The sequence below is a fragment of the Acinetobacter sp. YH12112 genome (assembly GCF_013418945.1).
Lineage (GTDB): Bacteria > Pseudomonadota > Gammaproteobacteria > Pseudomonadales > Moraxellaceae > Acinetobacter > Acinetobacter indicus.
The window spans coordinates 1-20853 of record NZ_VPBA01000013.1 but is presented as its reverse complement, the minus strand read 5'-3'; the positions used below and the strand labels follow the sequence as shown (position 1 = coordinate 20853).

23 protein-coding genes, 1 tRNA gene and 4 pseudogenes are annotated in these 20853 nt (G+C 40.7%); 13 read left to right on the top strand and 15 right to left on the bottom strand.

Translation table 11 applies throughout. From position 1 onward, the window contains the following. Positions 1–2: 2 nt before the first annotated feature. From purT to FTU50_RS06630, 3 genes are all read right to left on the bottom strand, one after another. Entirely contained in the window at positions 3–1208 is a 1206-nt protein-coding gene (purT, locus tag FTU50_RS06640) for a formate-dependent phosphoribosylglycinamide formyltransferase (RefSeq protein ID WP_373685471.1), read from the bottom strand. Positions 1209–1398: 190 nt separating this feature from the next. Next, entirely contained in the window at positions 1399–1746 is a 348-nt protein-coding gene (gene ygaH / locus FTU50_RS06635) for an L-valine transporter subunit YgaH (protein ID WP_104472645.1), read from the bottom strand. Continuing rightward, positions 1736–2494: an AzlC family ABC transporter permease gene (locus tag FTU50_RS06630; protein WP_045795021.1), complete on the bottom strand. Its 759-nt coding sequence runs from the start codon at positions 2492–2494 to the stop codon at positions 1736–1738. The genes ygaH and FTU50_RS06630 overlap by 11 nt, the downstream gene beginning before the upstream one ends. Before the next feature lie 102 nt (positions 2495–2596). Here FTU50_RS06630 and FTU50_RS06625 point away from each other — a divergent pair, with 102 nt between their 5' ends. Next, positions 2597–3091, top strand: a complete 495-nt coding sequence (locus FTU50_RS06625; protein WP_005177204.1) for a hypothetical protein — start codon at positions 2597–2599, stop codon at positions 3089–3091. Between the two features lie 355 nt (positions 3092–3446). On the opposite strand, the gene ychF is transcribed toward FTU50_RS06625, so the two are convergent. Beyond that, positions 3447–4538: a redox-regulated ATPase YchF gene (gene ychF / locus FTU50_RS06620; protein WP_005177206.1), complete on the bottom strand. Its 1092-nt coding sequence runs from the start codon at positions 4536–4538 to the stop codon at positions 3447–3449. Between the two features lie 323 nt (positions 4539–4861). Between ychF and FTU50_RS06615 the strand changes: the two genes are divergently transcribed. Continuing rightward, complete coding sequence (locus FTU50_RS06615; protein ID WP_005177208.1) at positions 4862–5626, top strand: glutathione S-transferase family protein; 765 nt, start codon at positions 4862–4864, stop codon at positions 5624–5626. Positions 5627–5685: 59 nt separating this feature from the next. Here FTU50_RS06615 and FTU50_RS06610 read toward each other — a convergent pair whose 3' ends face one another. Together FTU50_RS06610 and FTU50_RS15530 are read right to left on the bottom strand one after the other, a co-directional pair. Then, positions 5686–6636, bottom strand: a complete 951-nt coding sequence (locus FTU50_RS06610) for a hypothetical protein (RefSeq protein ID WP_228721966.1) — start codon at positions 6634–6636, stop codon at positions 5686–5688. Then, positions 6611–6805 carry a hypothetical protein gene (locus FTU50_RS15530; protein WP_228721967.1) on the bottom strand — a complete coding sequence of 65 codons (195 nt, stop codon included), beginning with the start codon at positions 6803–6805 and terminating at the stop codon, positions 6611–6613. Before FTU50_RS15530 ends, FTU50_RS06610 begins: the two co-directional genes overlap by 26 nt. A gap of 375 nt (positions 6806–7180) precedes the next feature. On the opposite strand from FTU50_RS15530, the gene FTU50_RS06605 reads away from it, so the two are divergent. After that, complete coding sequence (locus FTU50_RS06605) at positions 7181–7651, top strand: Lrp/AsnC family transcriptional regulator (RefSeq protein WP_005177212.1); 471 nt, start codon at positions 7181–7183, stop codon at positions 7649–7651. Positions 7652–7703: 52 nt separating this feature from the next. Here FTU50_RS06605 and FTU50_RS06600 read toward each other — a convergent pair whose 3' ends face one another. Beyond that, entirely contained in the window at positions 7704–8453 is a 750-nt protein-coding gene (locus FTU50_RS06600; protein WP_005177213.1) for a YebC/PmpR family DNA-binding transcriptional regulator, read from the bottom strand. 109 nt (positions 8454–8562) lie between these two features. Then, entirely contained in the window at positions 8563–9129 is a 567-nt protein-coding gene (locus FTU50_RS06595) for a 1-acyl-sn-glycerol-3-phosphate acyltransferase (RefSeq protein WP_005177219.1), read from the bottom strand. A 752-nt stretch (positions 9130–9881) separates the two neighbouring features. On the opposite strand from FTU50_RS06595, the gene FTU50_RS06590 reads away from it, so the two are divergent. Beyond that, positions 9882–9958: transfer RNA gene (locus tag FTU50_RS06590), tRNA-Ile, on the top strand. A 127-nt stretch (positions 9959–10085) separates the two neighbouring features. Here the strand turns inward: FTU50_RS06590 and FTU50_RS06585 are convergent. The 3 genes and pseudogenes from FTU50_RS06585 to FTU50_RS06580 all read right to left on the bottom strand — a co-directional run. Then, positions 10086–10452: pseudogene (locus FTU50_RS06585) on the bottom strand (transposase domain-containing protein); the annotation flags it as partial. 156 nt (positions 10453–10608) lie between these two features. Beyond that, a pseudogene (locus tag FTU50_RS15525) lies at positions 10609–10767 on the bottom strand (IS21 family transposase); the annotation flags it as partial. A 104-nt stretch (positions 10768–10871) separates the two neighbouring features. Next, the gene (locus FTU50_RS06580; RefSeq protein WP_127801374.1) at positions 10872–11534 is read right to left on the bottom strand and encodes a hypothetical protein; all 663 of its coding nucleotides are present in this window, start codon (positions 11532–11534) and stop codon (positions 10872–10874) included. A gap of 75 nt (positions 11535–11609) precedes the next feature. On the opposite strand from FTU50_RS06580, the gene FTU50_RS06575 reads away from it, so the two are divergent. From FTU50_RS06575 to FTU50_RS06535, 9 genes are all read left to right on the top strand, one after another. Continuing rightward, positions 11610–11975, top strand: a complete 366-nt coding sequence (locus FTU50_RS06575) for a hypothetical protein (RefSeq protein WP_127801947.1) — start codon at positions 11610–11612, stop codon at positions 11973–11975. A gap of 1 nt (position 11976) precedes the next feature. Continuing rightward, positions 11977–13380: a hypothetical protein gene (locus FTU50_RS06570; protein WP_163170037.1), complete on the top strand. Its 1404-nt coding sequence runs from the start codon at positions 11977–11979 to the stop codon at positions 13378–13380. Then, entirely contained in the window at positions 13373–13804 is a 432-nt protein-coding gene (locus FTU50_RS06565) for a hypothetical protein (RefSeq protein ID WP_075167881.1), read from the top strand. Before FTU50_RS06570 ends, FTU50_RS06565 begins: the two co-directional genes overlap by 8 nt. A 59-nt stretch (positions 13805–13863) precedes the next feature. Beyond that, on the top strand, positions 13864–14478 hold the full coding sequence (locus FTU50_RS06560) for a hypothetical protein (protein ID WP_228154778.1): 615 nt from the start codon (positions 13864–13866) through the stop codon (positions 14476–14478). A 100-nt stretch (positions 14479–14578) separates the two neighbouring features. Next, positions 14579–14836, top strand: coding sequence for an HNH endonuclease (locus tag FTU50_RS06555; protein WP_228153101.1), 258 nt, complete (start codon positions 14579–14581; stop codon positions 14834–14836). A 332-nt stretch (positions 14837–15168) separates the two neighbouring features. Next, positions 15169–16278 carry a hypothetical protein gene (locus FTU50_RS06550; RefSeq protein ID WP_158650619.1) on the top strand — a complete coding sequence of 370 codons (1110 nt, stop codon included), beginning with the start codon at positions 15169–15171 and terminating at the stop codon, positions 16276–16278. Between the two features lie 11 nt (positions 16279–16289). Continuing rightward, positions 16290–17168 carry a hypothetical protein gene (locus tag FTU50_RS06545; protein WP_127801917.1) on the top strand — a complete coding sequence of 293 codons (879 nt, stop codon included), beginning with the start codon at positions 16290–16292 and terminating at the stop codon, positions 17166–17168. A gap of 18 nt (positions 17169–17186) precedes the next feature. Then, positions 17187–17552 carry a hypothetical protein gene (locus FTU50_RS06540; RefSeq protein ID WP_104489485.1) on the top strand — a complete coding sequence of 122 codons (366 nt, stop codon included), beginning with the start codon at positions 17187–17189 and terminating at the stop codon, positions 17550–17552. A gap of 11 nt (positions 17553–17563) precedes the next feature. Then, a complete protein-coding gene (locus FTU50_RS06535; RefSeq protein WP_127801918.1) occupies positions 17564–17854 on the top strand; it encodes a hypothetical protein in 291 nt (96 codons plus the stop codon). A gap of 137 nt (positions 17855–17991) precedes the next feature. Here the strand turns inward: FTU50_RS06535 and FTU50_RS06530 are convergent, their stop codons facing one another. From FTU50_RS06530 to FTU50_RS06515, 4 genes and pseudogenes are all read right to left on the bottom strand, one after another. Then, entirely contained in the window at positions 17992–18372 is a 381-nt protein-coding gene (locus FTU50_RS06530; protein WP_228153100.1) for a hypothetical protein, read from the bottom strand. Positions 18373–18444: 72 nt separating this feature from the next. Beyond that, a complete protein-coding gene (locus FTU50_RS06525; protein ID WP_005177227.1) occupies positions 18445–19803 on the bottom strand; it encodes an NAD(P)-binding domain-containing protein in 1359 nt (452 codons plus the stop codon). A 321-nt stretch (positions 19804–20124) separates the two neighbouring features. Next, positions 20125–20445, bottom strand: a pseudogene (locus FTU50_RS06520) (IS30 family transposase); the annotation flags it as partial. Positions 20446–20476: 31 nt separating this feature from the next. Beyond that, a pseudogene (locus tag FTU50_RS06515) lies at positions 20477–20734 on the bottom strand (transposase domain-containing protein); the annotation flags it as partial. Between the last annotated feature and the right edge of the window lie 119 nt (positions 20735–20853).

The following is a 20853-nucleotide window of genomic DNA, read 5'->3' as shown; positions in this document are numbered from 1 at the left end:
GACTAGTTTTGATTGACACTGACGTTTTGTGCAGTAGCGTAAGCCAGCTCACGTGCCTGCTCAGTGGTTTCTGCGCGGGCGGTGGCCACACCCATGCGGCGACGCTTGAAGCCTTCCGGTTTGCCAAACAGACGTAAATCAGTATCCGGGTGAGCTAAAGCAAGATTCAAGCCAGAAAATGACAGGTTCTGGTCATCTACACCGGCATAAATCACTGCACTGGCAGCCACACTATGACGCGCCGTGTTCACTGGCAAGCCGAGAATCGCACGGGCATGTAATTCGAATTCACTCTGGTATTGTGAGGCCAACGTGACTAAACCGGTATCGTGTGGACGAGGTGACACTTCACTAAACCACACTTGATCGCCTTTGACAAACAGTTCTACCCCAAAAATACCGCAGCCGCCAAGTGCGGTGGTAACCTTGTGGGCAATACGTTTGGCTTCTGCTAAGGCCTGGCTGCTCATTGGTTGTGGCTGCCAGCTTTCGACATAATCACCGGCATCCTGACGATGGCCAATCGGGTCGCAGAATGAGGTTTCAATTTCACCAGTTTCTGGATGTTTAGAGCGTACCGTGAGTAGGGTAATTTCAAAATCAAAATCAATCTGCGATTCAACAATCACGGTGCCCTGATTCACACGGCCACCGGTTTGCGCATAGTCCCAGGCGGCATCGACTTCATCAAAGCTTTTTACCCGGGATTGGCCTTTGCCTGAGGAGGACATCACCGGCTTCACAAAGTTTGGATAGCCAATATCATCACAGGCTGCACGGAAGCTTTCCAGCGAGTCGGCAAAACGGTAGGCAGAGGTTGGCAGTCCCAGTTCTTCTGCAGCTAGACGGCGGATGCCTTCGCGGTTCATGGTCAGATTGACTGCTTTGGCTGATGGAATCACGGTAGCAACGTTTTGCGCTTCAATATCCAGCAGCACTTCTGTGGCAATAGCTTCAATTTCCGGCACAATCAGATGCGGTTGCACCTGAGCAATCAGCTGTTTCAGTGCGTTAGGATCGGCCATATTAATGGTATGGGCATGATGCGCCACTTGCATGGCAGGGGCATGATCATATCGGTCGGCGGCATGCACTTCTACACCTAAACGCTGTAAAGAAATCACCACCTCTTTCCCCAATTCTCCTGAACCCAATAGCAATACTTTAAATGCCGAAGCTTGAAGAGGAGTACCAATCGTCACGCTCATGTAATTCATCCATGCTTGATTTTATGGGCTTTTAGCATAGCAGAACTGCACCGCGATGTTAGTGCCGATTCGGAGAAAATCGTGATTTTGTCCAACAATTTTTAGACGCAGTGGGCAAGAGGAAATACAGTGTTGAAAACGCAGCACAACTGCAGCCCTGCGTCAATGGGTCTGGTGTTGAAGTCAAAACCTAGAAGGAAAATGGAATATAGGTATAAATCAGGCCATAGGTCACGGCCGCAGTCAAGGTGGCCGGTACAATTTTCTTGTATTTAAAATACAGCCCGGCCAGCACTATAAATCCGACCAGCATGGCAAAACTTTTATTGGGCGTTTCCAGTAACGGTGGCAAGGTCGCGACCACCAGCATTGAACTGATTGCGGCAATACCAATTGAACCCAAAGCAATCTTTAGCCAGAGGGCACCCCGTTTTTGTGAGTCCTGCTGAAACTTCTGAATCACAAAAAACGGTCCAAAGCGTGAAGCAAAATTGGCGATGCCGACCACAATCCCGACCAGAATAATTTCAAGATTCATGTGAGCCTCCTGCGTATGCATCATCCGGTTGTTTTAAGACATAGTGTTTGAACAGACCTGCAAAAATGCCCGATAAAATACCAATAAAGATGGCAGCGGACAGGTCAATGAAATAGCAGGCGATGGCAGATACCACCAAAGTCACACTGACCACAAAGGTATGTTTTTTCTCAAAGGCGGCCAGCAGGAAACTCAGGAACAGGGCCGGTAACAGGAAATCCAGTGCGGCTTGTAAAAACTGCGGCAGCTTACTGACCTGATCGGCAAACAGACCGCCCAGTAAAGAACCGAGCGCCCATGACATCCAGCTAAACAGACTTAAGCCGAGCATCCAGGATTCCGACCATTGTTGCCGGCGCTGCGACAGCTTGATCATGCCGGAAGCAAAGACTTCATCGGTCAGGCCCCAGGCCCAGATCGCGGTTTTCTTTAAATTGAGCCGGTCCTGAATCAGGTTGGTTAAGGCCGGGCCATAGAGCAGATGGCGAATATCCAGTGCAATGACAGTCAGGGCGGTCATCCAGATGGAGGTGCCGCTGCCTAACAGGGCCACCACCAGAAACTGGCTGGCACCGGCATACATGGTGCAGGATAAAAACAGGGCTTCCCAGGCGCTAAAACCGAATTGGGTCGCCGAAACGCCAAATGCAAAAGAAACGGGGAGATAAGTAAAAATAATGGCTTGGCTATCTTTAGCGCCTTGCCAAAAACCGGCTGGCTGTGTGGAAAGCGTTTTGTGTTCAGACACGACACACCTGAAGGAGAGTTGAACAAGGAGTCAAATGATGATTGTGTATTGTACCCGAATTCACTAGCATAGTGCCGAAATGTTTGTTGAAGCGAGCCAGATATGTGGATGTTCAAAACACGTCAATTTGTGGTTGCAACTGTACTGGGCAGTAGCCTGTTATTACAGGCCTGTGGGGGCGATCAGTCCGGTGAAAAGCCGGAAATTAAACCTGCACCGAAACTGACCAATGATGCAACGGCGTATGCAGAAGCGGCCTGGAAGCTGATGAATGAGGTGGAACCTTATGTTTATCGCAAACAGCGCAATTTAATAGAAGATAATGTACGCAAACCAGCACGCCAGTTAAGTACCGAATGGCGCATTAACGTCAAAATGACCGATTCAGTCACCGAAGGTAAATATGCTTTATGCCGTAAAGCACTCACCAGCCTGGAAATCTGGGCGCGTGCGACGTTAGAAAGTAGCGCAACGGTAAGCCAGAAACAGGCCGATTATGAACGTGATAAACAGCAATGTGCCGATGCAATTGCCCATCCGGAACTGGGCAATACCGATCCCAAACAAAAAGGCAATGCGATTGCAACAGCATCCTGAAGCATCAATAAGCGGAGTTCTGGCTCCGCTTTTTTAATGGCTGCGCCGTATTGAATTGATCTTTGCAATTAAGAACAGCAATTACACTACACCATCAACCTTGTAATATTCTGGTGCAGTTCTGGAATTGATGAGCACTTGTAGTGCGGAGGAGTGCACTGGAATCAAGCACTTTCGAAAACTGGGAAGCGCAGGAAATTCAATAATATCTCAGTAAATCAAAGAAGACATCAAGATCGGCTCGCTGATTGATTAATTTTCTTGCTTAAACTGTGGTGAGCCAAAGATTGCTCTTCAAAAAAAAGAGTATAAAAAACCCTCAAATATTTGAGGGTTTTTCATTGATATCAGGCGATTACACGTTAAAACGGAAGTGTAAAACATCACCGTCTTGTACGATGTAAGTTTTACCTTCTAAACGCCATTTACCTGCTTCTTTGGCACCAGCTTCGCCGTTGTATTGTACGAAGTCATCATAGGCCACACATTCAGCACGGATAAAGCCTTTTTCGAAGTCAGTGTGAATCACACCTGCTGCTTGTGGAGCGGTTGCACCGACTTTCACCGTCCAGGCACGTACTTCCTGCACACCGGCAGTGAAGTAAGTTTGTAGGCCGAGTAAGCCATAACCTGCACGGATGACCACGTTCAGGCCAGGTTCTTCCATACCCATCGCTTCTAAGAATTCAGCACGTTCATCATCTTCTAATAATGAAATTTCGGCTTCAATCTGGTTGCAGAGTGGTACTACAATCGCATTTTCAGCTGCTGCCAGTTCACGTACTGCATCTAAGTGCGGGTTGTTTTCAAAGCCATCTTCCGCCACGTTGGCAATATACATGGTTGGTTTTAAGGTTAATAAACCAAAACCACGAATCAGTTTACGTTCGTCATCGTCCAGATTGGCTGCACGTGCCGGTTTGCCTTCATCCAGTAATGGCAGGATTTTTTCTAAAACGGCTTTGGTCGCAACTGCTTCTTTGTCGCCGCCTTTGGCTGTTTTGGTTAAACGGGTCACGGCTTTCGATACCGTTTCTAAGTCGGCCAGCGCAAGTTCAGTGTTGATGGTGGCAATATCGTCCAGCGGGTCAATTTTACCATTGACGTGAATGACGTTTTCATCTTCAAAACAACGCACCACGTGAGCAATCGCGTCAGTTTCACGGATGTTGGCGAGGAACTGGTTACCCAGACCTTCACCTTTTGAAGCACCTGCAACCAGACCGGCGATATCCACAAATTCCATGGTGGTCGGCAGGACACGTTGTGGGTTTACAATGGCCGCCAGTTTGTCTAAACGCGCATCCGGCACCGGCACAATACCGGTGTTTGGCTCAATGGTACAGAACGGGAAGTTTTCAGCAGCAATTGCAGCTTTGGTTAAGGCGTTGAAAAGAGTCGATTTACCAACGTTAGGCAGACCTACAATACCACAATTAAAACCCATGAAATGACTCACAAAGTGTTATTCAAAAATTGTCGCTGATTTTACATGAAAGCCAGCATAAAGTCAGGTCATGGCGGGGATGTTTGTTGAAAAAGCATATTTCTGAAATATGTGCTGCGGATGGTGGAGTAATGCGTGCCGTATCTGTGTTGATTTTTAAACAGGATAGCCTGACCTAAATACGCTTGATGAAGCGTTTGGCCGAATACCGGCGATTTTTGAATAAAAAGCGCATTGTTTTTCGGCAGCAGTATGACTAAAGTAGCCAATGGATGTTGGCTGTTCAAATTATTGAACAAAAAATAAAAATTGACGGAGAAGATATGCGTATTTTGTACCAGTTTCCTTTATCTCATTTTTGTGAAAAAGCACGCTGGTTGCTGGATCATAAGGAACTGGATTATAACGCGCAGAACTTAATTCCGGGTGTGCATCGTGCTTTTGCCAAGCTAAAAACCGGACAAAACAAGCTGCCGATTTTACGCGATCAGGATCAATGGATTGCGGACAGTACCCAAATTGCCCTGTATTTAGATGAGGTGTATCCGGAGCATACCTTATTACGCCCAGACCCGACACAGCGCAATGAAGCACTGGAGATTGACCAGTTGGCCTCGACTCTGGGCTATCACGTTCGTCGCTGGGGCTTGGCACATACTTTATCTGAAAGTGAGCAGCCTTTAGATTTGCTGATTGGTGAAAAAGGTTATTTACGTCAATTTGAAAAATACTCCAAACCGATTATGAAGATGCTGATTTCCAAAGGCTATCAGCTGGATCAGGACAAGGTTGATGAATCGGAACGGGAAATGCGCCGTTTAATAGCCGAATTAAACCAGCGTCTGATAGCCAATGGCGGCGCATATTTTGTCGGTGAGCGTTTAGGCCTGGCGGATATTGCGGTCTGTTCCATGCTGGCTCCGATTCTGGAAATTCAGGATACACCGTGGGAAAAAGAGCAGGGCGAAACCTTGTCCGAACAATTCCTGCAATTTAAACAGGAGCTCAGTGATTTACCTTTAGGGCAATATGTACTGAGAATTTATCAGACCGAGCGTCATGCCCGTGTGGACTGGCGCGGTATCTAAACGGCAACCATAAAAAATACGCGCCTGTAGCGCGTATTTTTATGACTTTATCAAATCCATTAAATGAATGGGGTAGATGAATCCAGATCAATTGCAGGCAGTTGCGGCGCAAGGCTGAGCAGGTCAAAGTTGCTGCTACTGCTTTCTGTACTGGTCGATTGCAGAGCTTCTTGAAGTTCAGGTAACAGGTTGTCCAGACTCAGACTGCTGTCTGCTCCTGTACTGGCGCCTTGTAACAGATCTTCCAGATTAAAGTCAGTTGAACCAAATGCATCGCCCAAGCTGTCAGTAAGATTGCCTAGGTCAAAGTCTGTGCCACCGTCAGTCAGACCTTCCAGTAAGCCACCTAAATCAAAACCACTGCCGATGTCTGGGAGACCGCCAAGTAAGGCACTTAAGTCAAACTCACTGCTGCCACCTGTTAAGCCTTCAAATAACTGGGTCAGTGTTTCAAGGTTCAGATCAGCTGTGTTATTGCCGATGAGTCCTTCAAACAGTTCAGAAATCGTTTCAAGGTTAATTTTTTCACCCGTATTACCACCGATTAAGCCACCGACCAGTTCTGAAATTGCACCAATATCAAAGTCGCCGGCGCCACCGCCAATCAGACTACCGACCAGATCAGCAATCGCTGCAATATCGAGATCGCCCGAACTACCACCCATCAGGCCGCTCACCAGTTCTACGATTGCGCCAATATCAAAGTCGCCGGCACCACCGCCGATGAGACCACCGACCAGGTCAGCAATGGTACCAATATCCAGGTCGCCCGTATTACCGCCAATCAAGCCACCAATCAGCTGGCTGATGGCTTCAAAATCCAGATCAGCAGTATCACCGCCAATCAGACCACCGATTAAATTGCTAATTGAGCCCAGATCAAAACTGCCCCCATTGGCTTGGGTCAGTTGATTAATCAGGCTAGAAATATCCAAACTGCCGCTATTACTTCCTGTAAACTGGCTGATTAAATTGCTAAGACTGCTACTGTCCAGGCTGTTTCCAGACAACAGACTTTGCAATAAGCTGTCGAGGGTTGGGGGTAGAGGGGCTGGTGAGTTGTCCAAACCAGTTCGACAAGGTCGAGCTGATGCCACTGAAAAAGCTGCTGGTTTGGGTTTCGACAGTTAAAACCGGGCTGAGCTTGCTTTTCAGCAAACTGAAAGATTTAAAAGCCATGAAGACGATTCCTTGTGTTCTTATGTTTTTGTTTTGCTGGTGTTGAAACGCATCTTTTTTTAATCTATTTGTATACACTTGTAAAAGATGAACGTTCTGGAATTAGCTGTATTTGGGCAGAGAAGGCAATTTAAACGCAGTAGAGAGAAGGAAATTTTTGAGAAAACAGCGGTTTATTGAAGCTAACCGTTTATCTGTTTTTAAAAGATCAAGATAAATGGCAGAGGTCTGATCCGTTAGGCTACAGTTGTGTCTGCACATCATATCTTGAAAAAAAATTTCAATAGATGAAAAAATAATGAGAAATAAATATTGTTGTGGTACTGATTCGGCTAAAATTATAAAGTGTCATTGCTTGTTAAAAAGAGTATAAAAATGGAACTGGATCGCTTTGATAAGCATATTCTTGAAATTTTAAGTCATGAAGATGTCAATTTAAATGAATTGTCGGAGCGGGTGAATTTGTCGGTGAGTTCGGTACATCGCCGGATTAAAAGCCTGATTGATCATAATATTATTTCAGGTTTAAAACGGGAAATTAATTACCAGAAACTCGGCTTTAGTCTGCATGTCCTGTTGCAGGTGTCGCTGAGTAAACATGATACCGATACCTTTGCCAAGTTTCTGGAAGAACTGGAAAATATTCCCGAAGTGATTAATGCCTTTTTGGTGACCGGGCAAACCGCTGACTTTATTGTAGAAGTGATTGCGCGGGATATGGAAAACTACAGTGAAATTTTACTCAAACGCATTGGTAAAATTGACCATGTGGTGGCGCTGCATTCGAGCTTCGTCATTAAAGAATATAATGTTTTAAACTGCTCGAATTTGCTCAATAAAGTTTAATTTCTAAGAAATAAAAAACGCGCCAGATGAGCGCGTTTTTTATCTGTAAGTTTTAAGCATCTAAGGCTGCTAAAACGTCATCAGAGAATTCAACGTTGGTATAAACGTTCTGAACATCATCCAGATCTTCAAGCATATCAATCATCTTCATGATTTTCTTAGCCTGATCGATGTCGGTGATTTCAGCTTTGGTTGATGGGCTCATCACCACTTCAGCATTGTCAGATTTTAAACCTGCTGCTGCTAAAGCATCCTGAACGGTACCAAATGTTTCTGGAGTGGTAATCACCAGAATTTCATCTTCAGAGACTTCAATATCTTCTGCACCGGCTTCTAATGCCACGTCCATGATCTGATCTTCTAAAGACACATCTTCAAACGTAATTTCACCACGTTTGGTGAATAAGAAGGCCACTGAACCGTTGGTGCCTAAGTTACCATCGGTTTTAGAGAAGCAGTGACGAACGTCTGGTACGGTACGGTTTAAGTTGTCAGTCATGGTTTCAACAATCACGGCCACACCGCCGACACCATAACCTTCATAGGTGACTTCTTTTAAGTCATCGTTATCTTCACCGCCAGCACCACGTTGAATCGCACGGTTAATCACATCACGTGTCATGTTGACTGATAATGCTTTTTCGACTACAGCACGTAAGCGAGGGTTGCTCCCTGCATCCGGACCGCCGAGTTTAGCAGCAGTTGTCAGTTCACGAATGTATTTGGTAAACAACTTACCACGACTAGCATCTTGTTTGGCTTTACGATGCTTGATATTGGCCCACTTGGAATGACCCGCCATGCGAAATATGCTCCTTGTAGATTGGCTGTATGCCGATCGAATTGCACAGATTCTACCATAAGCCCTTTTTCTGAAAAAAGGGCAGGGTTTTAAGTTTTAACTGAAAAATTTACGCTGTTTTCACGTCTGGAATAATAATATCCAATCCGGTGTTTTCTTTATAGAGCTGTTTGATCAGCGCGAGATCATGCGCCAGGTCGGTTGGATAAATTTTACCAAAAATCCCGCCTTGCTTGGTTTTAGAGTTGGCATACATCAGCACAATCGGCACATTGGCGGCTTTGGCAATATGCCAGAAACCGGTACGAATTGGCTTACGTGCTTCACCATTTTTGGCACGGGTCGCTTCAGGAGCAATCACCAGATTGAATTTTTCATTGCGCTGGAACAGCTCCACCATTTGTCCCACGATGTCCTGATTGGCTTTACGATCAACCGCAATACCGCCCACGGCTTCAAGTACCGGTTTAAGTGGACCTTTGAATAATTCTTTCTTGATTAAGGTATGAATTTTCATGTCGAAAATTTGGAAGATGGCCAGTGATAGCACTGCATCGAGCATCGAGGTATGCTCAAAACCAATAATGACCTGTTTATCTTCCAGAATATCAGGTTCGACGTTATAGCTCCATCCGGCAACTTTAAATGCAGCTTCGCCAATAAATTTTTTTAACATGGGTACAGAGTAAAACAAACGAAAGCGCATAATTTGTGCTTGTTGGGCTTTAGAGTCAAGGGTTAATTTGTGCAACTGTGCAGAAAAAATAAAGACCTGTTTAGCCGCAGAATATAATCTAACAACTTATTGTTTTTAGATATAAATTAAAAGTTATTAAGACTTAAAATAAATGAGTATATAGAAAATTACTATTAAAAAAGTGAAAAAAAAGCTATTCAGCAGATAATTTAAGCATTAGACTTTTGTCGTAGATAGGTCGTAGTTCAGGCCAATGTCCAACTTTAGGCTTAACCTCAACAGGAATAGCAAAATGACATATTTGACCGCACTAATTGTTGCTTCGCTCATTTTAATGGTGATTGTGCTTTGGTCTATTGCTGAACTTGTGTTCGAATCGCGCAAAGAAAAGTCACTGAACTCAAAAAGAGTTTAAAATTTCAGCAATACGAATACTTTATAAGTTTTTGTACTCACGATATAAAGTTATTTCAAAAAAGTATAATTTTTTATTGATTTATTGCTTTTTTATCTTAAAAAAATAAATTTCGAATTTACCTCTCATGATATGAGCGCAGTTTCAGTGCAATGCTTGATGAGATGATGTTGTGCAATTTCCTGCTAATTTTTAAGCTTCTGGTTAACTGTTGTCTTACTGTACAAGCGATTTTGAAAGGGCTTGTATTTTAAAAAAATCTTCGATAGTATTCATGGCGCCTGAACTTGTTGATATATAACAATTTCAGTGAAAAGGGCCTATAGCTCAGTTGGTTAGAGCAGCGGACTCATAATCCGTTGGTCGACAGTTCAAGTCTGTCTGGGCCCACCATATAAAACAACCACTTACGTGTACTAATCGTAAGTGGTTTTTTTGTTTTTAGATTCTGGTAAGCAAATGGTAAGCAGCTTAAATCAACATTATTCTGTAAGCATTCGCTAAACCCCATAGCTATTTTTTAATTTGAGTTGGGTTTCCATCGGTGTGGAAGTAATACTTCAATCTGGGTCACTTTATGTATCGGCAACCTTTTCGGCACATCACTTAATTGGGCATGCGGATCCAGTCCATTCAGCTTTGCTGACTGAATCAGGTGTATGATATTAGCTGCTCGCTGACAACTGCTCATCGAGCCAGCAAATAACTAGTTATTACGTCCCAAGGCCCTGGAACACATCTGATTTTAGATCCCTTATGAAGCAATGCTTCTTATGTTGATTGGTAAGTTACCATCAACCAGATAGCGGCCAGAGTGCTTGCCAGTTTTTTAGGCTGTAGTTGATCCTCAGAGCGGTTAGGGAATCCGATAGCAGCGTCAGATGGTGTTAGTTGAGCCATTAATATAGTCTCGATTTGAGGTATTCATTAAAGCGTTCAACTTACCTTTGGTCTGTACATAGTAGGGCTTACATATGCGGGGGCAAAAACCATATTTTTTTAACACAGTTGAGCTGTTAGGGTTCAAGTTTGGTGACTGATTATATTGTTGCAAGATATTCCCTTAAGATTCTGACCGTTTCTAGATATTCAAACTCTAAAACTTCTTGGTAGAACACAACGGCAGGAATCCATTCAGGATAAACAGCATTTATGCGTTCGAGCAAATAAAGTTTATATAAGTCAAGAATACATATTCTAGGTTATAAGCCGATACGGCTTTGTTGCACAAAGATTTTATAACTATATGATTTTAAAGGTTTTGATTATTTTTTGATCCAAAATTAAATTTATTTAAATCAGATGCCTACATATTTATGCAACAAAGCCTGTCTAATGTCGTATGTGTATTGGTAATATGTCCATATATATAGGTCTCTTTATTTTGAAAATACACATCAAAACAAGGACTCATTAAATTATCTTTGTGAGCTTGAATCTTAAAAATTGGACACAAATGATTCAAATAATGATTGATCCAGTCATTCTGATTTTCAAATGAAGAATATGGTCTAAGATTGGCATATAAATCCTGTAGATTCGCAATGATTGCTGAAATATCAGGATTGAAGAAAGATAATATAATCTCGTTGGTTTTAAATTTCTTTACGATGTATTCACCATGCTCATCAGGCTGTATTGATGTAAGTTGCGCACCTGTTTCAGTATATTCAGAATAGGTCAATTTTGAGTTTTGAATATGGAAATGATGTGCTTCTAACTCTCGCATCATTCTTGATATTTTTAGGCACTTTGGCAGGTCTTCAAGATTGGATTTGGATAATTTAATAAAGAACTCAACTGCACGATCTAAAACTGTTTTTTCCCCTGTGCCAGCAATGATGCCATCCTTCCAAAAATAGAGCTTATCTGAATCATCCGAGAGGAATTCATAATCTTCGGCTGCTTCACGTTTATCCGCAGCAACGATAATACTATCTTCTAATTGGATTGAGATGATAAACGTCATACGAGAAAGTTAATGCTCTGATTGGGATTTTATTGTATTCTCACGACCATTATTGTCAAATTAAAAGGACATAAAATGGCTGGTGGCTCTCAAATAATTATTAATAAAGATGGAATTACTTTTATTACCCCTGCAAAATTCGAAGCAAAAGCTGGACAGCATTTGTTTAAGAATGGGGCGAAAGTTTCAACTCAACTTCCGATCTTGCCTATCGCTAACCAACCTTATATTCTTCAATATTTAGTGAAAACGAAAGACAATATTCCATTGGTAAATAAACCTTATTTTATTATTGATCAAGCAGGTAATTTGCAGAAAGGCGTAACCAATGCCGAAGGTTTAATGAAACTGAATACAACACCATCAGCTCAAGATCTTGTGACTTATGTGATGGCGAGTGAAATCGAAGAAGCACAAGAAGTCGGTGGAGAAGAAGAATAACATGGCAACGTACTATTCACGATTACAGTTTAAAGTAAATCCGCCTCTGCAATATAAAGACTTTTCCTTCCAGTTTTTAGTTGTTAACAGAGAACTAGGCAAGACAATTTTCAAAGACGAAGGAAGCTTCGACCAAAAAGGATTTGGTAAATGGTTTCATATCTATCAACCGAATCGACTGTTGATGTATAAAATCAAATATCGGGGCGAGGTCATTAAAACGCTTACCGCCAAAGCCTATCCTGAACCCAATAAATGGAGTTTTTTTGAGTTTAAAACGACAGTCAGAAAAACAGAAAACGTTAAAGAAAATATACAAGAAATACGAATCAATGACGGTGAGGTTGCGTGGTATTTGGTTAAAAAGTCTGAACCTGTGATGACTTGGGCGCAGCGAGTATTTAAAAAGCCATTGACGGAAAAAGATTGGGGAATTTTAAAAGCGAACAATCCACATTTGACTAATTTGGTCTCAATGGGTGTTTTGCAGCCTGGGCAGGTGGTAATTATCTCAAATTCAACCACAGCGAAGGAATTACCCGAATATAAAAAGCAAGCACAGCAGGCACATCAAAATTTAGAGCAAATGAAAAAGGATAAAGATTTTGATGCGGTGTTTTTCGCACAAAACTATGAATTTTTCTACGATGCATTATTGAGAGAAAACGCCAAGATTATTAATAAAAATATCTTTGAAGAAAATGACCATCCCCTAACGATTAAATTTAATAAGCAAGAAGAAGATGGATTTTTTGAGCAAAAGATGGCGGTTGATGCTTCTTTATCATTGGTTGAGGGACAAGCGCATCGGGTTTACAGATTACATGGTGAACTCGCTCTAAAGTATGCCGAAGAACAAGCCAAAGGCTCAGGGTTAGCAAACCCTAAAAATTTTACCCAGTTCAAACAGAAGTATGCAAACTTGTATAGGGAGTTAGATAACGAAGGAACTAAGAAATTCTTGCGTTGGGATCAGTCGATTAAAACTACCAATATGCGCCGTATGTTGAAGCAATCGGCATTGGTTAGAGACAATAACTTTAAAGGTGGACTCAAAGAATACGCCAAAGAAATGGGCAAAATAGGTAAGTTTGCGACACAACTAAAGATAGCGGGTTATGTGTCTATTGCTACGGATGTTGTAGGTTCAAGCATAAAAGTATATGAAGCTGCACCTGAAGATAAAGCAAGAACAACAGTGGTTGAGACAGCAAAGTTAGGAACTGGAATTGTTGCTGGCACATTTACAGCAGCATTAATTGTCGGTTTGGCTACAGGTGGCACAGGATTAATTGTTATTGGAATTGTAGCAGTATCGGCTGCACTTGCTACGAAAGGTGCATCAGAAATTGCTGGCGTTGGTGCGGGATATATGTATGATAAAGTGGAAAGTATAAATGAATAAAATTATCAACTTATTGGTTTCAGATCATATATTTGCCTTGTTCGCTTTTGGTTTTATATTTATTCTTCTTTCTATATTCATGTATTTGGTATTTTATATATATTTAAATATTAATTTAAGGGGTGTTTGCAAAATTATATTTAATAATGAGAAAAAATATAGTAGTCCTTTAGAACCTTTTGATTTTATCGCCCTTAGTTTTCTACCAACTACTTTTTGGAGAGAGGTATTAAATATTAAATATAATAAATCTTTTAAAAAGTTGTATGGCAAGGAGTTTTATTACCAGTTAAATAAGGGGCAGTTAGTAGAGTTGCTTAGTGGGTATAGGTTTTACTTTATTTTTCAATATCTTATTTTTATTTCATCAGGTTTGGGATTATTGCTTTTAGTAGCAGGATATATTTTACAGCAAGATATTTAGATAAAGTATTGATTTATTGGGGGAGGTAGATAAGAGACCTTTCAGATGCTGCCTTAGTAATGGCAGAAGAGAAAACCAGTCGAAAATATCGAATACATGGTGAACTCGCTCTAAAGTATGCTGAAGAACAAGCCAAAGGCTTAGGGTTAGCAAACCCTAAAAACTTTACCCAGTTCAAACAGAAGTATGCAAACTTGTATAGGGAGTTAGATAACGAAGGAACTAAGAAATTCTTGCGTTGGGATCAGTCGATTAAAACTACCAATATGCGCCGTATGTTGAAGCAATCGGCATTGGTTAGAGACAATAACTTTAAAGGTGGACTCAAAGAATACGCCAAAGAAATGGGCAAAATAGGTAAGTTTGCGACACAACTAAAGATAGCGGGTTATGTGTCTATTGCTACGGATGTTGTAGGTTCGAGCATAAAAGTGTATGAAGCTGCACCCGAAGACAAAGCAAGAACAACAGTTGTTGAGACTGCTAAAGTTGGCGCTGGTATTGGTTTTGGAATTTATGCAAGTTATTTAATTGTCGGACTTGCGACAGGTGGAACAGGATTAATTGGTATTGTTGCTGCTGGAGCTGCTATTGCCGCTAAAGGTACATCTGAGATTGTTGGATGGGGTGCAGGAACGGCTTATGATGTTATTGAAGAAAATGTAAGCAAATAAGGGCTTTGTTGCATAAATATGTAAGCATCTGATTTAAATAAATTTAATTTTGGATCAAAAACAATCAAAACTTTTAAAATCATATGGTTATGAAATCTTTGTGCAACAAAGCCGTTTTGAACATACCTATGGGGCATTTGCTAAAGATTTTATCCATGTACATCATATCGAGCCGTTACATGACATTGGCAAAGAATATGAAGTAGATCCTAAAGAAGATTTACGACCTGTTTGCCCAAATTGTCATGCCATGCTCCATAAAACTGTAAATGGTATTCCAATGACGATAGAGAAATTAAAAGTTTTTTATAAGTATTCTCTTAATAACCCACTTAGACAAACTTTTGAAGATGAATAAAAAATTTTTAATACAGAATCCGTGCGGTATAAAAGGCTGGTTACAGCAGATGTTTGTTTAATCAAAATTACTCACAAAAAGACTTGTGATTTTTAAACTTCAAGTGTGCTTATGAGGGTTTATATCGATCTTAATTTGAACATTTGAAGTCGATGTGTTCTCACGTAGACTTGCCTAAAAATACTTGAAAAGTAAAATGGTAGCGCAATGAAGTCTTATCGATAGTGAATAAGAAAAGTCTCATTGTATTCACTATAGACATATATTTTTGTTGGTTTCTACGGACTATTCTAAGTCTTTAATTGGTTAAATAATAATTTTGGGTAACTATGATGTTAGATTGGCAAAAATGGAAATACGAAAATCGATACAAAATTCAGCATATCGTCGGATATGAAGAAAAATTTGTCGATGAAATTTTAAGCCAAATCCCAGAAATTACGCCCAATGATGTTGTTGCTCAATTTCCATTTAAAGACAGTAATGCAGGTAATCGCTATATCGATTTCATGATTATCAACGAAACAAAAGGTTATAAACTACCGATTGAACTAGATGGTTATGCCAAAATCAATAATAAAGGTTATGAAAAGTTTAACGATTTCCTAGAACGCCAAAATGATTTGATCCAACAGTTTGGTATTGTGTTGCGTTATACGAATAAAAAAGCATTTAACCAACAGCAACGAGTCATTTCTGAAATACGTCAAGCTTTAAAAGCACAAGCAAATCGACAAATTACTGATGCTTCAAAGCAGAAGCAGATTCAAAGCCTCATTCAAGAATATGAAGCAAAAATTGCAGAATACGAAAGACTCCGAGTCAAAGACAGTCAAGATCAATCAGTTGATATAACAGGTGAGCTGGGTCAAGTCCGTAGTGGTCTTAACACCTTCAAGCAGAACCATATGAAAGAGCTCGAGAGAGTTCGGAAAGAATTAACGGATATCAAAGTTCAACAAAATGAACAATTAGGCTCAGTCAAAAAAGAAATACGTAAGTATGTTCTTATGGGTGCTGGCGTAATGGCGTCAATTGTACTCGGTGCTGTAGTCTATGTTCAGTCAAAAACAACAACTCCAAACAATGAGATTTTAGCACTTCAGTCTTCTGATGGTTTTTCAGAACAGGAAAATGACTTAAGTGCTCATCGTCCTGCTAAGAACTATATTGAAGCTTCACAAAGCTCACAATATGTCGGTGAGCATAAAGTTGTGTGTGGTCAAGTTGCAGAATACAAAAAATTCTCTAAAGGAGTTTATTTGAATTTTGATCGACCTTATCCTAATCCGACCTTTACTGTTGTGATTTGGAACAATAATTCGGATGTCAGTCAACAACTTCAAAACGTAGAAAATAATACACTCTGCGTGAAAGGGATGATTGAAGAGTACAAGGGTAAACCGCAGATGATTGTGGGCTCATTGGAACAAATCATTTAAAGAGAAACAGAATGTTTGAATTTGCTATTGGTTTTGCAATTTTCGTAGCAGTCATGATTGTTCTAAGTATTTGCAATTTTTTTTCAGAGACCTATCAGGAGCTGAAAGAAAAAGAGCGATACGATCTTGAGCAAAAGAAAAAACGAGATGCATTAGCCTTAGAAGAACAGAGAAAGAAAACTGAACAAGAGCTAGAGGTACAGCGACAGAAAGCTGAACAAGACTTAGAGCTGAGAAAGCAAGCTGGGCTTGATCCTATTTACCAAGAACAAATGCGTAAGAATAAGCACTACAAGGCTATGATTGCTTGCCTAATTGTTTTCATCGTTTTGATAGTAGGTTACTTGATAGTTTCGAAAAGTGATTCGAGGTCTGAAGCAGATTATGGTACTTCTTCAATAGGAGATGAAATTACTGTTCCGTCACAAGAAGAATCATTAATTGGTCAGGAAAATCAAAATTTACCTGAGAGATTTACTCCTGTAGTAGCCAATAAACAACAGGTAGAAAGTACACCATCTGAAATTCAACCTGTTGCTCAACTAAGAGAGATTGTTGAACCGACTGTCGCAAATCCATTTGAAGGAAATATAGACGATACAAATTTATCGTCATCCAGTCAGATTTCAGTCTATGAAGCCGATGCATATATTGGGGAAAATACGACTGTCTGTGGTGAAGTCAGTCAAATTTCACAAACAGCAAAAGCAACATATATAAATTTTGGTGGAAGATATCCAAAACATAAATTCAGCGCGGTGATGTGGTCAAACAACATCATGCCAGCATCAGAGGGTAGCAATATTTGTATCTCTGGCTTAATCGAAAGCTACAAAGGTATTCCTCAAATTGTTATTCGCTCTCCAGAAAATCAGGTTTCTAATCATTAAATAAGTAAGGTGTATCTCATGCTAAAAAAAATTTTAGTCACGTCTCTACTGTCTTTAGCAAGTGTCAGCACTATCGCTCAGGAAGCTAAAATTGAGGCAATTAAAGCACCGTTCCATGTTGGTAAGACAGTCATGGCTTGTGGTCAATTGGCAGAAGTTAAACATTTTGAAAATCGCCATTATTTGAATCTTGATCGAAAGTATCCGAATCAAACGCTAACGCTTTTAGTTTGGGACAATAACTACAAATGGTTTGAAGAGCGTTTTGGTCGCATTGATGGCATGGTTGGTAAACGTTTCTGTGCTCGAGGAACGATTGAAGAATACAAAAATAATCTGCAAATGAAGGTGAACAATCCTCAGTTCTTACGCTTGATGAAATAGTGGATTTTCATGTGTCTGAGTTGTGGATTCGAATAAAGCAGGTCTTAGCAAAGGCTTGGGAAATCTTCCAAATGCTTCTAGGATTGGCTTTTATCCTCTTTTTGTTGGTTTCATGTTTTTCATCGGACGATAAAGACGATGATTATCAAAAAGATAATTATGAGCCTTATAGCTATGAGCATAACGATGTCTATCAAAATGAGCCTTATTACGAGCAGGATACGTATTATGATCAGGATGATGACGAGTATCCTAGTTATGAAGAAAAATGGTCTCCTGAAGGTGACTATATTGGGTCATGAATGATAGAGATTAAAAAATCAGACCTTTAGGGTTCTGATTTTTTTATATTTTTTCGGCTTTGTTGCACAAAGATTTTATAACTATATGATTTTAAAGGTTTTGATTATTTTTTGATCCAAAATTAAATTTATTTAAATCAGATGCTTACATATTTATGCAACAAAGCCCATTTCAAGCCAATTTCTGCTTTTGAGTGGGGTAAAGTAATTTGAACCGTTAACATGTCAGTAGGAGTAGGATCTAATGGTGCAGAGCAAGATAAGGCAATAAATGCAGGTTTATTCGGTAGTGGTGAGCGATCATTCCCTGGCTTACCATCAATTAAGCGAATCCATTTGGATACAAGATTTGTATTCAATCCATGTTGCAAAGCGACCGAAGCAATTGAAACGTTCGGTGCTTTAAGGCAAAGGATTTCTTTCTTTGCTTCGAGAGGTTCATGTTCATCAGGGTTGTTACGTCGTAAAGGCTGTACGGCCTTATTTGTCTCGGAGAGTGGTGGCAGTCCAAACAACAAACCCCATGACCATAACTTATGGGGCTTGTTGGCTATTTTGCTGCGTATTGTGTGGCTTTTTGTGATTAAGCCTTACATCGCTTCACGCTGCGCTTCATCTTCCAAATAGCTTTCTAAAGAATCATCTAGCGCATATAACCATGGCGTGTGATGTGGCTTAGCCATTTTTCCAGTCATTACTGAGCGATAGACTTTATCTCTAAAGCCCATAATGTTTTCTTTTTTATGCTTTTTCCATTGCATGAAAATATCATGCACTGCATCAATATTGAATGATGGATAGTCCGTCTGCGCAATCAGGCGTTTGATGTAATCGCCTTGGAAGCGGGCAGATTGTTCATCGTTCAATAGGCGCTGCTCTTTTTCATGTAAGGTCTGCGTATGGCTCTGCATTTCTGCCGTGCTTGGTAAAGTAATTTTGCCCAAAATCACATCACGGACAAACCATGCTTGCGCATCAAACATATTGAAGGTGTACCATTGATCTTGCATGCCCAAGTAGAACAAGCGAGGATTCTTTTCCCACACCACACCCTGATATAAACCCTGCGGATAAAGGCAGTTATGTGTTCTGAGGCGTAGGTTATCTTCAATAAATGGGAAGTGGTGCAAATAGCCTGTGCATAAAATAATGGCATCAATTTTGGCAGATGTTCCATCACCAAAATAAGCAGTATTTTCATCTACACGCAGTAATTGTGGCTTTTCAGACCAGTTTTTAGGCCATTTAAAACCCATGGCTTTACTGCGATAGCAACTGTAAATTTGCTTAGCACCGTATTTATAACATTGTGAACCAATGTCTTCGGCAGAGTAGCTGCTGCCAACCAATAACACAGACTTACCTTTAAATTCCAGCGCATCACGGAAGTCGTGTGCGTGCAAAATGCGACCATGGAATTGATCAAAGCCTTCATAAACAGGAACACGTGGGGTAGAGAAGTGTCCAGATGCAACGACAACATAATCAAATTGTTCTGAATAGTGCTGTTGTTGTGCATAATCTTCGACATCTACCGTGAATTTTTGCGTTGTTTCATCATAGGCAATATGCTGAACGGCACTATTGAAACGGACTAAATCTTTGACCTGTGCTTTTTCTGCACGGCCTTTGATGTAATCCCACAGTACTGCACGTGGCGGATATGAAGCGATTGGTTTTTTGAAATGTTCATCAAAAGTATAATCGGCAAATTCTAGCGCTTCTTTGGGGCCATTTGACCATAAATAGCGGTACATACTGCCGTGGACAGGTTCCCCATGTTCATCTATACCAGTGCGCCAAGTATAGTTCCATAGCCCGCCCCAATCATTTTGTTTTTCGAAACATACAATTTCAGGAACTTGTAGACCTTTGGCCTTTGCTGACTGAAACGCTCTTAATTGGGCCATGCCACTTGGGCCAGCACCAATAATTGCAATTCGATCCATTGCTATCTCCATTAGTTTTGAGTTCTTAATTACCTCTCCAATTTTGAGTGTCACAATTTAGGATTTGAAATATAAGCATTATAAAGATAAGCAAATACAATCCTAAATTGAGCGATTAAAAATCTGTTCAAAATAGGATGTGAATTAAAAAATAAGAAAAAATAATAAAATGTGCTAAAGACAGTAAAAATTACCTAAGCAATTCATCTTTATAAAAAACACATTTTTTAAGAAAGCTGATCTTATCATAATTTCTGATTAATTGTGGCTTTGCTTAGTTATAAAAGTGAATTTAAAGTCATTCCATTAATATTGGCGGATTCAAGCGGCAAGTGCAACAGTATAAAAACCAGCCATAACTTCACTAGGCGTATACCAACCTAGTGTTTTTCTAGGACGATGGTTGAGTGCAAATTCTATCTGCTCTATTTGTTCGTTTGACACGTCATCAAACGATGATGGTTTTGGCAGATATTGCCGGATTAAACCATTCGTATTTTCATTCCTTGCTCGTTGAATAGACTTGTAAGGATCAGCAAAATACGTATCTATGCCGGCATCAGTGATTCTTTTGTGTTCGGCAAATTCCTTACCATTATCAAAAGTAACACTATAAGCATGGCTCATCCGTAAACGATCTAAGTAAGCGTCCGCTGAGCCCCATAGCTATTTTTTAATTTGAGTTGGGTTTCCAGCGGTGTGGAAGTAATTCTTCTATTTGGGTCACTTTATGTGTCGGCAGCCTTTTTAGCACATTACTTAAATAGGCATACGGATCAAGCCCATTCAGCTTTGCTGACTGAATCAGCGTCATGATGTTCGCCGCTCGCTGACCACTGCGCAGCGAGCCAGCAAACAGCCAGTTCTTACGCCCCAAGGCCCAGGGACGCATCTGATTTTCGATCCCTTGCGCAGCAATGCTGCTTGTATCTTGATTGATATAGTGATTAGCTACCACTATACGCAAATTGTAGAGTTTGGAGTGCTGCTAAAATCTTAAATTTGAACCTGAGATAAAACCTACAATTTGCCCTTATCCCTCATACAACT